Raw genomic sequence first — 13093 nt, forward strand, 5'->3', positions numbered from 1 at the left:
GCCATGTCCGCACGCCTGCTCTATGTAATGGATCCGATGTGCTCCTGGTGCTGGGGTTTCGCCCCGGTGGCCAAGGCGCTGGTTGAGCAGGCCCAGGCCGCAGGCGTGGAGCTGCACCTGGTGGTGGGCGGCTTGCGCACCGGCAGTGGCGCGGCGCTGGAGCCGACGACCCGGCGCTATATTCTTGAGCATTGGCAGGCCGTGACCGACGCTACCGGCCAGCCGTTCAAGCGTGAAGGTGCACTGCCTGATGGTTTTGTCTACGACACCGAGCCGGCTTGCCGCGCCGTGGTCACTGCCCGCAGCCTGGCGCCGGATTGCGCGTGGAAACTGCTGGGCCTGATCCAGCAGGCGTTCTACGTCGAAGGGCGCGACGTGACCCGCGCCGACGTATTGGTGGAACTGGCCGAGACCGCCGGCGTGCCGCGTATCGAGTTCGCCGAAGCTTTCGACCGCGCCGACCAGCACGCGGCCACCGCGGCGGATTTCACCTGGGTCCAGGACCTGGGCATCGCCGGTTTCCCGACCTTGCTGGCGGAGCGTAATGGGCAACTGGCGCTGCTGACCAACGGCTATCAGCCGCTGTCCGAATTGGCGCCGCTGCTGAGCCGCTGGCTGGAGCGAGCTGCCTGTGCATGATCAGCCCGATCCCGTTGAGCAACCCAAGCGTGTCGACCGGCTGACCTGGGCGGAAGTCCGCCGCCTGGCGCTGCATCACAAGAAATCCCTGTGGATCGCCAATGGCGTCGCCGTGCTGGCAACCTTGTGCAGCGTGCCGATTCCATTGCTGCTGCCGTTGCTGGTGGACGAAGTGCTGTTGGGCCATGGCGATGCGGCACTGAAGGTGATGAACCACGCATTGCCCCTGGGTTGGCAGAAGGCCGCCGGCTATATCGGCCTGATGTTGCTGGTGACGTTGCTGTTGCGCTGCGGCGCCCTGGTGTTCAACGTGCTGCAGGCGCGGTTGTTTGCGCGGCTGGCCAAGGACATCGTCTATCGCATTCGCGTGCGGCTGATCGAGCGCCTCAAGCGCATTTCCCTCAGCGAATACGAAAGCCTGGGCAGCGGCACGGTGACCACGCACCTGGTCACCGACCTGGACACGGTGGACAAATTCGTCGGTGAAACCCTCAGCCGGTTCCTGGTGGCGATGCTCACCCTGGTAGGCACCTCCGGGATCCTGATGTGGATGCACTGGAAGCTGGCGCTGTTGATCCTGCTGTTCAACCCGCTGGTGATCTACGCCACGGTGCAGTTGGGCAAGCGGGTCAAGCACCTGAAGAAGCTGGAAAACGACAGCACATCGCGGTTCACCCAGGCGCTCACCGAAACCCTCGATGCGATCCAGGAAGTGCGTGCCGGCAATCGCCAGGGCTTTTTCCTCGGTCGCCTGGGCCAGCGGGCCCAGGAAGTGCGGGATTTTGCGGTCAATTCCCAGTGGAAAAGCGACGCCTCCAGCCGCGCCAGTGGCTTGCTGTTCCAGTTCGGTATCGACATCTTCCGTGCGGCGGCGATGCTGACGGTGCTGTTTTCCGACCTGTCCATCGGCCAGATGCTCGCGGTGTTCAGTTACCTGTGGTTCATGATCAGCCCGGTGGAACAGTTGCTGAACCTGCAATACGCCTACTACGCGGCGGGCGGGGCGCTGACGCGGATCAACGAACTGCTGGCCCGCGCCGATGAACCGCAATACGCGGGCGGTGCCGATCCGTTTACCGGACGCGAGACCGTCGGCATCGAAGTGCGCGGCCTGAATTTCGGCTACGGCGAGGAACTGGTGCTGGACCAGTTGAACCTGAACATCGCCCCGGGTGAAAAAGTCGCGATTGTCGGCGCCAGCGGCGGCGGCAAAAGTACCCTGGTGCAACTGTTGCTGGGGCTGTATACGCCGCAGGCCGGCAGCATTCGCTTCGGTGGTTCGACCCAGCAGGAAATCGGCCTGGAGACGATTCGCGAGAATGTCTCCGTGGTGCTGCAGCACCCGGCATTGTTCAATGATACGGTGCGCGCCAACCTGACCATGGGCCGCGAGCGCAGCGACCAGGCCTGTTGGCAGGCGCTGGAAATTGCCCAGCTGGATGCGACCGTCAAGGCGCTGCCGCTGGGCCTGGACAGCGTGGTCGGACGCTCCGGCGTGCGCTTTTCCGGTGGGCAGCGTCAACGCCTGGCCATTGCACGGATGGTGCTGGCGGAGCCGAAAGTGGTAATACTCGACGAGGCCACCTCGGCCCTGGATGCGGCAACCGAATACAACCTGCACCAGGCGCTGGCGCGGTTTCTCAGTGGCCGTACCACGTTGATCATCGCCCACAGGCTGTCGGCGGTGAAACAGGCGGATCGGGTATTGGTGTTTGATGGCGGCCATATTGCCGAAGATGGCGACCATCAGCAGTTGATTGCTGATGGTGGCTTGTACGCCAAACTTTACGGACACTTGCAACAAGTGCGGTGATTTAGCCTACGCTGAGCTATCAGGAGCGGTTTTCACTCGCGTGCGTATTTTAGTTGTGCATGTGCAAGGGACCTCATGAAGCAAAAGCAGACTCTCGGAACCCCTCGGTTATTGGGCATTGTGTGGCCTTTTATCGCCGTCGTGCTGTTCCAGGCATTGTTAGGCTGCGTCAGTCTCTACGTACTCTCGGCGGTGCGCGGTTATGTGGCGGGCGAAAGCCTGTGGTCCAAGGGCCAGAAAGACGCGATCTTTTACCTGACGCTCTACGCCGACAGCCGCGACGAAGCCACCTACCTCAAATACCAGAACGCGATTGCCGTACCCCAGGGCGGGCATGAGCTGCGGCTGGCCCTGGACCGCCCGACGCCGGACCTGCCTGCCGCGCGCCAGGGCATCCTCAAGGGCGGTAACCACCCTGACGACGTTTCCAGCCTGATCTGGCTGTACCTCAACTTCCGCCATTTCAGTTACCTGGAAAAAGCCATTGAACTGTGGACGGTGGGCGATGGCTACCTGGTGCAACTGGACGACCTGGCCCAGGAGATGCACCGAGCGATCATGGCCAATCAGGTCAGCGGCAGCGACGTACACCGCTGGAAGCAGCGGATCTTCGCGATCAACGACGGGGTGACGCCGGCCGCGAAAGCTTTCAGCGATGCCCTGGGTGAAGGCTCGCGGATGATTCTGCGCCTGCTGCTGGTGACCAACCTGGCCACGGCACTGGGCTTGATCGTGCTGGCGCTGTTGCGCACCCACAAGCTGCTGGCCCAGCGGCATGCGTTTGCCGACGCGCTCCAGTTGGAGAAGGAGCGGGCGCAGATCACCCTGGAGTCGATTGGCGACGGAGTGATCACCACCGATGTCGACGGCGCCATTGCGTATATGAACCCGGCCGCCGAAGCCCTGACCCATTGGAAAGCCGCCCAGGCCCAGGGGCTGCCGCTGGCGGCGCTGTTCAACCTGCTGGACGAAAATGCCCAGGCCGACGGCTTTACCCTGATCGAACACATATTGGGCGGCCAGCTCGGTGGGGGCAGCGAGCACTCCAAGCTGATCCAGCGCCTGGATGGCACCACCGTGTCCGTCACCCTGGTGGGCGCGCCGATCCGCAGTGCCGGCAAAGTCGTCGGCGCGGTGCTGGTGTTGCACGACATGACACAGGAACGCCAGTACATCGCCAACCTGTCCTGGCAGGCCACCCACGACGCCTTGACCGGCCTGGCCAACCGCCGCGAGTTCGAGTTCCGCCTGGAGCAGGTGCTGCACAACGTCGGGCGCCAGCAAACCGGGCGCCATGCCTTGATGTTCCTCGACTTGGACCAGTTCAAGCTGGTCAACGACACCTGCGGGCATGCCGCGGGGGATGAACTGTTGCGGCATATCTGCGCGCTCTTGCAGTCCGACCTGCGTGAAGGTGACACCCTGGCCCGGCTGGGGGGCGACGAGTTCGGCATCCTGCTGGAGAACTGCCCGGCGCCGGTGGCGGAAAAAATCGCCGAAAGCCTGCGCCACACCGTGCAGAGCCTGCACTTTGTGTGGAAGGGCAGGCCGTTTGTCACCACCGTGAGCATTGGCCTGGTGCACATCACGCACGCCCCGACCACCCTGGAGACTTCCCTGCGAGCCGCCGACATGGCGTGCTACATGGCCAAGGAAAAGGGCCGCAACCGGGTGCAGGTGTATCACGCCGATGACTCGGAATTGTCCCTGCGCTTTGGCGAGATGGCCTGGGTGCAACGCCTGCACATGGCGCTGGAAGAGAACCGTTTTTGCCTGTACGCCCAGGAAATCGCGCCCCTTGGGCACACCGAACAGGGGGATGGGCATATCGAAATCCTGCTGCGCCTGCATGACGAGGCGGGGCGGATCATCCTGCCGGACAGTTTTATCCCGGCCGCCGAGCGTTACGGCTTGATGACCTCCCTGGACCGTTGGGTGGTGGAGAACGTGTTCAAGATCATCGCGGGCTGCATGCGTGAGCGCCCGGGCCGGCCCATGGCCATGTGTGCGATCAATCTGTCAGGCACTACCATCGGCGATGAGGACTTTCTTGGGTTCCTGCGTGAGCAATTCATTGCCTATGGCATTCCACCGGAAATGATTTGTTTTGAAATTACAGAAACCAGCGCTATAGCGAATTTGGGTAGTGCGATTCGTTTTATCAACGAGCTCAAAGAGTTAGGGTGCCATTTCTCCCTGGATGACTTCTGCGCCGGGATGTCCTCGTTCGCATATCTTAAACATTTACCTGTAGACTTCTTGAAGATCGATGGAAGTTTCGTAAAGGATATGCTGGACGACCCGATTAACCGCGCTATGGTCGAAGTGATCAATCACATCGGTCATGTCATGGGTAAGCGCACAATTGCCGAATTTGTCGAGACACCCCAGATCGAACAAGCCTTGCTTGAGATCGGGGTCGACTACGCTCAGGGATACCTGATCGAGCGACCGCAGTTGTTTACCTTTGATAGTTTGCAGTGTCGACCTGTGCGACCGCAGCCTCTGTTATTCAAGGCGCCTGGCACGTTCCGATGAAACATTTGCTGGTCTGTACATATCACAAATCAAAAGGAGCCCGACAGTGATCGACACATTCAACAGAACCGGCCCGCTTATGGAAGCCTCAAGTTACCCCGCCTGGGCGCAACAGCTGATCCAGGACTGTAGCGAGAGCAAGCGTCGCGTTGTCGAACACGAACTGTACCAGCGCATGCGCGATAACAAGCTCAGCGCCAAGACCATGCGCCACTACCTGATTGGTGGCTGGCCGGTGGTTGAACAGTTTGCGTTGTACATGGCACAGAACCTCACCAAGACCAAATTTGCCCGCCATCCTGGGGAGGACATGGCGCGCCGCTGGCTGATGCGCAATATTCGCGTGGAACTCAACCACGCCGATTATTGGGTGCATTGGGCCCGCGCCCATGGTGTCAGCCTGGAAGAATTGCAGGCACAGGAAGTGCCGCCGGAGCTGCATGCACTGAGCCACTGGTGCTGGCACACCAGCTCGGCCGATTCGCTGATTGTCGCGATTGCCGCCACCAACTACGCCATCGAGGGGGCCACTGGGGAGTGGTCCGCCGTGGTGTGTTCCACCGGCGTCTATGCCGCGGCTTTCCCTGAGGAAGACCGCAAGCGCGCGATGAAGTGGCTGAAGATGCATGCCCAGTACGATGACGCACATCCCTGGGAAGCCCTGGAAATCATCTGCACCCTGGCCGGCATGAACCCGACCAAGGAACTGCAGGTAGAGCTGCGCCAGGCGGTCTGCAAGAGCTACGACTACATGTACCTGTTCCTGGAACGTTGCATGCAGCTGGAAAAGTCGGTGGCCGCCCCCCGCAAACAACCGGCCCTGGTTGCCAGCGAGGCGTAAACGGGGTGATGGCGGGGTAAATTACCCCGCCATTGCCAGCCGATTGCGGCCTTCACGCTTGGCCACATACAAGGCGCTGTCCGCCCGGCGCAACAGGCTCTCGGCGGACTCTCCCGCCAGCAAGGTCGAGCAGCCCAGGCTCACCGTCAATTCGATCCGCTCATCATCCGCCCAATAATCCTGGGCCTGTGCCGCCTGGCGCAGGCGCTCGCCGACCATCGACGCCGCGTCCCGGCCGGTGTTGGACAGCAGGATCAGAAACTCTTCCCCGCCAAACCGGAACACCATGTCCACATTGCGCAGCTGGCTCTTGATCGAGGCGGCGACCGCCTTGAGCACCTTGTCGCCCGTGGCATGGCCGTGGCTGTCGTTGATGTGCTTGAAGTGGTCGATGTCCAGCATCAGCAAGGACAGGGGTTGCAGGTGCCGGCGAGCCATGTCGATTTCCCGTTGCAGGGTCTGGTCCATGGCGATGCGGTTACCGGTTTCGGTCAGTGGGTCGCGCAGGGCACTGCGAGTCGCCGCACGGTAGAGCAGGGCATTGCGCATCGGGTAGAGCAAGGTGGCCAGCAGCGATTCCAGGTTGGCCAGTTCGTCTTCGAGAAAGCGTTGGTTGCGCCGAAACACCAGTTCGCCAAGGTGCTCGCCTTCATGGCTGAGGGCATAGCTCACCGAATGATGGCCGCGGTGACCGTACTCCAGGCGCAGGTCGCTGGCTTCGTGGCGGTATTGCAGGGCGTCCAGCGGCACCAGGCGTTGGATCTCGCGGAAGAACAACGCAAGGATATGCTCCGGCTCCAGGCTGGTTTGCAATTGCATGCCCAGTTGCTGGCGAAGTTGCTCAACCGTCGCGGGGCGTCGTGTAAGAAGGGAAGGCTGACCAAAGCCCAGGCGTTGCAATTTGGCGCTGTCGAAGTCAATTGCGTTGGTCTGGGTCGGTGTTTTCATAAGCGAATGAGCCTCTAAGCACAAAACTGTCTTACAGGCTGGGTGAGAGCGTCGTACTGTTCCTTCAGTTCCGTAGGACTGACGTACAGTCTAGCCCGGTTTGTCTAAGGGTATAACTGCCGCACGTCTTATAGCCGGGGCCGCGTCGCCGCGGGCCCCGGGTTGGGCTTATTGTTTTTGCGGGTCGAACTGCTTGTCACGGATAAACAGCGCTGGAATTACGCCGCAGATAAAGTACGCGCCGCCCATGACCAGGAATCCCACGCCAATCGAGCCATGGGACGCCAGGAAACCAATGGCTGCCGGTGCCACCGCCGCGCCGATTCGGCCAATGTTGTAGGCGCCGCCCACTGCCGAGCCGCGAAATTTCGCTTCGAAGCTTTCGGTCATGTAGGTCGCATTCACGCCGTAGGGGATGCCGTACAGGAAACCGAACACAATCAGCATCCACAGGATGTTGTCCGGGCTCTGGAACAGCACGATCACCGGCAGGAAAATCGCCGTGCCCAGCGCGCCGACGGCGAACACCAGGCGCCGGCCCAGGCGGTCTGCCGCGAGCCCGGCGAGGATCTTGCCGAAAATCATCGCCGCGTAGGTGCCGACCATGTAGCTGGTCATCGACTTGAAGTTCATCCCCAGCTCGCCTTCCAGGTACGACGGCATCCAGTTGTTCACGCCGTAGTAGCCGAACTGCAGGAAGCCTGCGGTCAGTGCCCAGAGGATAAACATGCGGCTGGCTTTCGGGTCGCTGAAGATCAGCTTGAACATGCCGTCGGGTTTCTTCGCCGACACGCGCTTGATGCCTTCGGCCTTTTCCCGGGCACGTTCGGCCTGGGCCTTGATCCAGGCTTGCGGCTCCGGCACCAGGCGTTGCATCAGTACGGCGAGGATCACCGGGATGATCGCCACGTAGAACAACCAGCGCCAGCCGTGGTTCGGCAGGATCCAGCCGGCGAGCAGGGTGGCGACGATATAGCCCACCGACCAACCGGCCTGCAAGGTGCCGAGCACGGTGGTGCGATAGCGGGTCGGCACGTATTCGGCCATCAGGGTGTTGCACGCGACATACAGCGCGCCGAGGCCCAGGGACGCGAAGAAACGGGTGCTCGCGAACTGCCAATAGCTGTGGGTCATGCCCAGGATCGCCGTGCCGGCGGAGAACAGCACGATGCTCCAGACCACGGTTTTCACCCGGCCAAAACGGTCACAGGCCCAACCGCCGTAAATCCCGCCGATGGCCATCCCGGCCAGGGTGAAGCTGCCCAGGCTGCCGGCTTCGACGCTGGTCAGGCCGAACTCGGCCTTGAGGCTGCTGAGGCTGTAGGACAGCAGCATCAAGTCGGCACCGTCGATCAGCAGGCCGAGGAAGCAGAAGATGAATACGATGATCCACAGTTTGTTTTGCGCGGGCGACAACGCACCCGCCGAAGCGGCGACTTCCATAGCGATACCTTGTTGTAGTTGTTAGGGCACAAGTTATGGGTGTTGCGGTAATGCGGTTGGAACACGGTCACTGTAGGAGCTGGCTTGCCTGCGATGGCATCGCCGCGGTGTTACTGCCAGACCGAGTTGTCTGCATCGCAGGCAAGCCAGCTCCCACATGGATTTGGTGTTGTTCCCGGGGTTCAGTGCTTGGCCTCGCGAATCATGTTGCGGGCGATCACCAATTGCTGGATCTGCGTAGTGCCTTCATACAGCCGGAACAAGCGCACATCGCGATAGAACCGCTCGATGGCGTACTCGCTCACATACCCGGCACCGCCGTGAATCTGCACACAACGGTCGGCCACCCGGCCGCACATCTCCGTGGCGAACATTTTCGAGCAGGACGCTTCGGTGCCGATGTTCAGGCCTTCGTCACGCTTGCGCGCAGCGTCCACCACCATGCAGCGGGCGGCGTAGATCTCGGCCTTGCTGTCGGCGAGCATCGCCTGGATCAGCTGGAACTCGGCGATCGGCTGGCCGAACTGCTTGCGCTCCAGGGCGTAGTTCAGGGCATCGTTGAGCATGCGCTCGGCGGCCCCGACGCTGACGGCGGCAATGTGCAGGCGGCCCTTGTCGAGCACCTTCATTGCGGTCTTGAACCCCACGCCTTCGACGCCACCGATCAGTTGGTCGGCCGGTACGCGCACGTTGTCGAATATCACGTCGCAAGTGTGGGCGCCTTTCTGGCCCATCTTGTGGTCGCGCTTGCCCAGGGACAGGCCGGGGGTGTTGCGCTCGACAATGAATGCACTGATGCCGCCCGCGCCCTTGATGTCCGGGTTGGTACGGGCCATCACCGTGTAGATCCCGGCGTGGGGGGCGTTGGTGATAAAGCGCTTGGTGCCGTTGATGACATAGTGGTCACCGTCGCGCACCGCCGTGGTTTTCAGCGAGGCGGCGTCGGAGCCGGAGTCCGGCTCGGTCAGGCAGAACGAACTGAGCAGTTCACCGCTGGCGAGTTTTGGCAGGTAGTGCTGCTTCTGCGCCTCGGTGCCGTCCAGCAGGATGCCGATGGAGCCGATGCCGTTGTTGGTGCCGAAGTAGGAGCGGAATGCCGGCGAGGTGCGGCCCAGTTCAAAGGCCACGTTGACCTCTTCTTCCATGGTCAGCCCGAGGCCGCCGTAGGCTTCAGGCAAGGTCAGGCCAAACAGGCCCAGATCGCGGAACTGGCTGACGATATCCGCCGGGACGTCATCGGTCTCGGCCAGTTCGTTTTCCCGGGGGATCAGCGCCTCGTTGACGAACTGCTGCAGGGTTTCCAGCAACAGATGAAGCGTTTCGGGGTCTCGGATCATGTGCATTCCTCAGCGGCCCGTTCGGCGGGCCTGTTGTCGTCAATCTGCCGAGGCCTTGCACCGATCTGTCTAGCGGGCGGCGGCCTCGATGTTGTTCACCATGTGCTTGAGACGGGGCCCGATGTCGTCCTCGAGTTTCTCCCGGGAAAGGTGAAAACTCGGTCCGCCACAGTTGAACGTCAGCAGCCCATGTTGTGCATGCAGCAGCGGTACGGCGATGGCGTTTACATCGCGGTGCCACTCACCGATCGACATGCAGTAGCCGAAGTCGGTGTAATCCCGGAAGGCACGTTCCAGACCCTTCCTGATGCCCGGCCAATCCTCCAGATGACGCTGGCGGATATGGTCGAGGATAAATTCCCGCTCGTTTTCCGGCATCGCTGCCAGGCAGGCGCGGCCTGCGGAACTCAAATGCAACGGCAACCGTGTGCCGACCTGGCGGCGCATGGTCATGTTGGCTTCACCCTGGACCACGTCCAGGTAAACCATGTCCAGGCGGTCCCGCGTGGCCATCGCCACCGCGGCCTGGGCGTACTTGGCCATCGTCTCCATCAGCGGATGGGCCACGGCCCGCACCGACAGGTTCGACAGCATTGCGTAACCGAATGCCATCACGCCCACATCCAGCTGATACCGGCCTGACTGCGGCAGGTGCTTGAGATAGCCCAAGCGGGTCAGCGTATGGGTCATCCGCGTAATCGTCGGCTTTGGCAGCCCGGTCTTGCGCGCCAGCTCCTGGTTACCCAGCACGCTTTCGCTGGGGGTGAAGCAGCGCAGCAATTCCAGGCCACGGGCCAGGGCGGTGACGAACTGGCGGTCCTTGTCTTCTTCCTCGTCGGCATTCATCGGATCGATCAGCAAGTGCTCGAAGGCGTGGTTGCCGGCAGGTGTTTCGGGTGTGTTCGGGTCCAGGTTTCGACGGCGCATGTTAGTCCCCCTTTTTTTAGAAAATCAACAAAACAAAATTGTATTCCGCACAGCGAAACTAATCAACTTTGCGTGGCGTTGTCTTTTTGTTTAATAAAACTCGTCTAAACAACGAGTTATAGCCCGATTTATCGGAGGTTCAGGTTTTTACGTTTACATCACGGCAACTCGGTCCTTATGATTATCGCTAAATACGGAATGTTGTTTCGCATAGCGAAACTGGCGATATCCGAACTAACAAGAACATTGCAGCAGGAGAATTTGTGGCCAGCCTCGACCAACCCGTAGTGCACCTCGACGTCCAGGACAATGGCGTCGCCGTGGTACGCATCCACCGTCCCGAAGTGAAAAACGCCTTGAACGCCCAGGTTCGCGAAGAGCTGGCCGAGCACTTTCGTGCCCTGGCCAAACGCCGTGATGTGCGCGCCATCGTGCTCACCGGCGGCGACCAGTTCTTCGTGGCCGGTGCCGACATCAAGGAATTCGCCAGCGCCAGCCCGATCGAGATGTATCGCCGCCACACTGAATACCTGTGGGAAGCCATCAGCCGCTGCCCCAAGCCGGTGATCGCCGCGGTGAACGGGTTTGCCCTGGGCGGCGGTTGTGAGCTGGCCATGCATTGCGACCTGATCGTCGCCGGGGAATCGGCGCGCTTCGCCCAGCCCGAGGTCAAGCTGGGCCTGATGCCGGGCGCCGGTGGCACCCAGCGCCTGGTACGCGCCGTGGGTAAGTTCCAGGCCATGCGCATCGCGTTGACCGGCTGCATGGTCAAGGCCCCGGAAGCCCTGGCCATGGGCATGCTCAGCGAAGTGGTGGACGATGACCAGACCATCCCCCGCGCCCTGGAACTGGCCGCGCAGATCGCCGCCTTGCCGCCACTGGCGGTGGAGCAGATCAAGGAAGTGATGCTGGCTGGCGCCGACCTGCCGCTGGAAAGCGCGCTGGTGTTGGAGCGCAAGGCCTTTCAACTGCTGTTCGATTCGGCAGACCAGAAGGAGGGCGCCGCGGCGTTCTTCGAAAAACGCACCGCGAACTACCTGGGGGAATGACAATGGCTGATTCAATCAAGATCATGGGCCTGGTAGGCACCGGCGTGATGGGCGCCGGGATTGCACAGATTGCCGCTCAGGCGGGCGTGTTGGTGCGCTTGTTCGATGCCCGCGATGGTGCGGCGCAAACCGCTCGGGATAACCTCGGCGCCACGCTCTCGAAGCTGGCCGCCAAGGGCAAGATCACCCAGGCAGCGGTGGACGCTGCGCTTGCGAACCTGCAAGTCGCCGCCACCATTGAGGCGCTGCACGACTGCGACCTGGTGGTGGAAGCCATTGTCGAAAACCTCGACGCCAAGCGCGGCCTGTTGCAGCAGCTGGAAGGTGTGGTCAGCGCGGCGTGCATCCTCGCCACCAACACCTCGTCGCTGTCGGTCACGGCCATCGCCACCGGCTGCCGACACCCTGGACGGGTCGCCGGGCTGCACTTTTTCAACCCGGTACCGTTGATGCGCGTCGTCGAAGTGATCGACGGCCTGGCCACCGCACCGAAGGTCGGCGATGACCTGTTGGCCTTCGTCGCCCGTACCGGCCATCGCGGCGTGCGCGCCAAGGACACTCCGGGTTTCATCGTCAACCACGCCGGCCGTGCGTACGGCACCGAAGCCTTGAAGATGCTCGATGAAGGCATTGCCGAGCGCGGCGACATCGACCGTATCCTGCGTGAAGGCGCAGGCTTTCGCATGGGGCCGCTGGAACTGCTGGACCTCACCGGGCTCGACGTTTCCCACCCGGTGATGGAGTCGATCTACAACCAGTTCTATCAGGACCCGCGCTACAAACCATCGCCCCTGACCCGCCAGATGCTGGTGGGCGGACGCTTCGGGCGCAAGAGCGGGCAGGGCTTCTACCGCTATGAAAATGGCCAGGTGGTCGACGGCCCGCAGCCGCAGCCGCAGCCGGTGCCTTCCATCAAGCAATTCCCGCCGGTATGGATCGCCACCGAAAACGCCGAAGACTACGAGCGCCTCAGCGCCCTGGTGATCGAGTTGGGCGCACACCTTGAAAGCGCGGCGCAGCCTTCGCCTGAAGCGTTGTGCCTGCTGGCGCCCTACGGCCTCGACGCCACCTCGGCCAGCGAGCGCTTCCACACTGACCCGGCACGCACCCTGTGCATCGACCTGCTGACCGACCTGTCGCGCCACCGCACCCTGATGCAAAACCCGCTGACGTCCACCGCCACCCGCGATGCCGCCCACGCGTTGCTCGCCAATGACGGTGTAGGTGTGACAGTGATCAGCGACAGCGTCGGCTTCGTTGCCCAGCGCACCCTGGCGATGGTGGTCAACCTGGCCTGCGACATTGCCCAGCAACGCATCGCCAGCGTCGACGACATTGACCAGGCCGTACAACTCGGCCTGGGTTATCCACAAGGCCCGCTCGCCTGGGGCGATGCCCTCGGGCCACGGCGCATCCTCACGATTTTGCAACGCATGAGCGAACTCACCCACGACCCACGTTATCGCCCCAGCCCCTGGCTGCGGCGGCGTGCCGTGCTGGGGATTTCCCTGCGTCATGAAGAGCCGGCAGTCGGCTGATTTCGATTCATCACAGGACA

General features: G+C 62.0%; 10 protein-coding genes. 6 read left to right on the forward strand and 4 right to left on the reverse strand.

What is annotated here, in order from left to right; all coding sequences use genetic code 11:
• Positions 1 to 3 precede the first annotated feature (3 nt).
• From A462_RS22730 to A462_RS22715, 4 genes are all read left to right on the forward strand, one after another.
• Positions 4 to 639: a DsbA family protein gene (locus tag A462_RS22730; RefSeq protein ID WP_008433236.1), complete on the forward strand. Its 636-nt coding sequence runs from the start codon at positions 4 to 6 to the stop codon at positions 637 to 639.
• Positions 632 to 2452: an ABC transporter ATP-binding protein gene (locus tag A462_RS22725; RefSeq protein ID WP_003216734.1), complete on the forward strand. Its 1821-nt coding sequence runs from the start codon at positions 632 to 634 to the stop codon at positions 2450 to 2452. Before A462_RS22730 ends, A462_RS22725 begins: the two co-directional genes overlap by 8 nt.
• 75 nt (positions 2453 to 2527) lie before the next feature.
• Positions 2528 to 4990: an EAL domain-containing protein gene (locus A462_RS22720; protein WP_008433239.1), complete on the forward strand. Its 2463-nt coding sequence runs from the start codon at positions 2528 to 2530 to the stop codon at positions 4988 to 4990.
• 79 nt (positions 4991 to 5069) lie between these two features.
• Entirely contained in the window at positions 5070 to 5831 is a 762-nt protein-coding gene (locus A462_RS22715; protein ID WP_218166164.1) for a TenA family transcriptional regulator, read from the forward strand.
• 21 nt (positions 5832 to 5852) lie between these two features.
• Here A462_RS22715 and A462_RS22710 read toward each other — a convergent pair whose 3' ends face one another.
• The 4 genes from A462_RS22710 to A462_RS22695 all read right to left on the reverse strand — a co-directional run bounded on the left by A462_RS22710 (position 5853) and on the right by A462_RS22695 (position 10486).
• A complete protein-coding gene (locus A462_RS22710; RefSeq protein ID WP_003216729.1) occupies positions 5853 to 6779 on the reverse strand; it encodes a GGDEF domain-containing protein in 927 nt (308 codons plus the stop codon).
• Between the two features lie 168 nt (positions 6780 to 6947).
• Complete coding sequence (locus tag A462_RS22705) at positions 6948 to 8222, reverse strand: MFS transporter (RefSeq protein ID WP_003216727.1); 1275 nt, start codon at positions 8220 to 8222, stop codon at positions 6948 to 6950.
• Between the two features lie 182 nt (positions 8223 to 8404).
• On the reverse strand, positions 8405 to 9559 hold the full coding sequence (locus A462_RS22700) for an acyl-CoA dehydrogenase family protein (RefSeq protein ID WP_008433243.1): 1155 nt from the start codon (positions 9557 to 9559) through the stop codon (positions 8405 to 8407).
• 69 nt (positions 9560 to 9628) lie between these two features.
• Positions 9629 to 10486 (reverse strand): IclR family transcriptional regulator, encoded by an 858-nt coding sequence (locus A462_RS22695; RefSeq protein ID WP_008433245.1) that lies wholly within the window; start codon positions 10484 to 10486, stop codon positions 9629 to 9631.
• A 263-nt stretch (positions 10487 to 10749) separates the two neighbouring features.
• Between A462_RS22695 and A462_RS22690 the strand changes: the two genes are divergently transcribed.
• The gene (locus tag A462_RS22690; protein WP_008433246.1) at positions 10750 to 11535 is read left to right on the forward strand and encodes an enoyl-CoA hydratase; all 786 of its coding nucleotides are present in this window, start codon (positions 10750 to 10752) and stop codon (positions 11533 to 11535) included.
• A 2-nt stretch (positions 11536 to 11537) separates the two neighbouring features.
• Positions 11538 to 13073: a 3-hydroxyacyl-CoA dehydrogenase gene (locus A462_RS22685; protein ID WP_008433249.1), complete on the forward strand. Its 1536-nt coding sequence runs from the start codon at positions 11538 to 11540 to the stop codon at positions 13071 to 13073.
• Positions 13074 to 13093: the final 20 nt, after the last annotated feature.

This window comes from Pseudomonas sp. Ag1 (assembly GCF_000278565.1).
Classification (GTDB): domain Bacteria; phylum Pseudomonadota; class Gammaproteobacteria; order Pseudomonadales; family Pseudomonadaceae; genus Aquipseudomonas.

What these genes read in the sequence shown, in the direction of transcription:
- A462_RS22715 (WP_218166164.1), top strand. Translation starts at nt 5,070, where the DNA reads ATGGAAGCCTCAAGTTACCCCGCCTGGGCGCAACAGCTGATCCAGGAC.
- A462_RS22705 (WP_003216727.1), bottom strand. Translation starts at nt 8,222, where the DNA reads ATGGAAGTCGCCGCTTCGGCGGGTGCGTTGTCGCCCGCGCAAAACAAA.
- A462_RS22695 (WP_008433245.1), bottom strand. Translation starts at nt 10,486, where the DNA reads ATGCGCCGTCGAAACCTGGACCCGAACACACCCGAAACACCTGCCGGC.
- A462_RS22710 (WP_003216729.1), bottom strand. Translation starts at nt 6,779, where the DNA reads ATGAAAACACCGACCCAGACCAACGCAATTGACTTCGACAGCGCCAAA.
- A462_RS22720 (WP_008433239.1), top strand. Translation starts at nt 2,528, where the DNA reads ATGAAGCAAAAGCAGACTCTCGGAACCCCTCGGTTATTGGGCATTGTG.
- A462_RS22730 (WP_008433236.1), top strand. Translation starts at nt 4, where the DNA reads ATGTCCGCACGCCTGCTCTATGTAATGGATCCGATGTGCTCCTGGTGC.
- A462_RS22685 (WP_008433249.1), top strand. Translation starts at nt 11,538, where the DNA reads ATGGCTGATTCAATCAAGATCATGGGCCTGGTAGGCACCGGCGTGATG.
- A462_RS22700 (WP_008433243.1), bottom strand. Translation starts at nt 9,559, where the DNA reads ATGATCCGAGACCCCGAAACGCTTCATCTGTTGCTGGAAACCCTGCAG.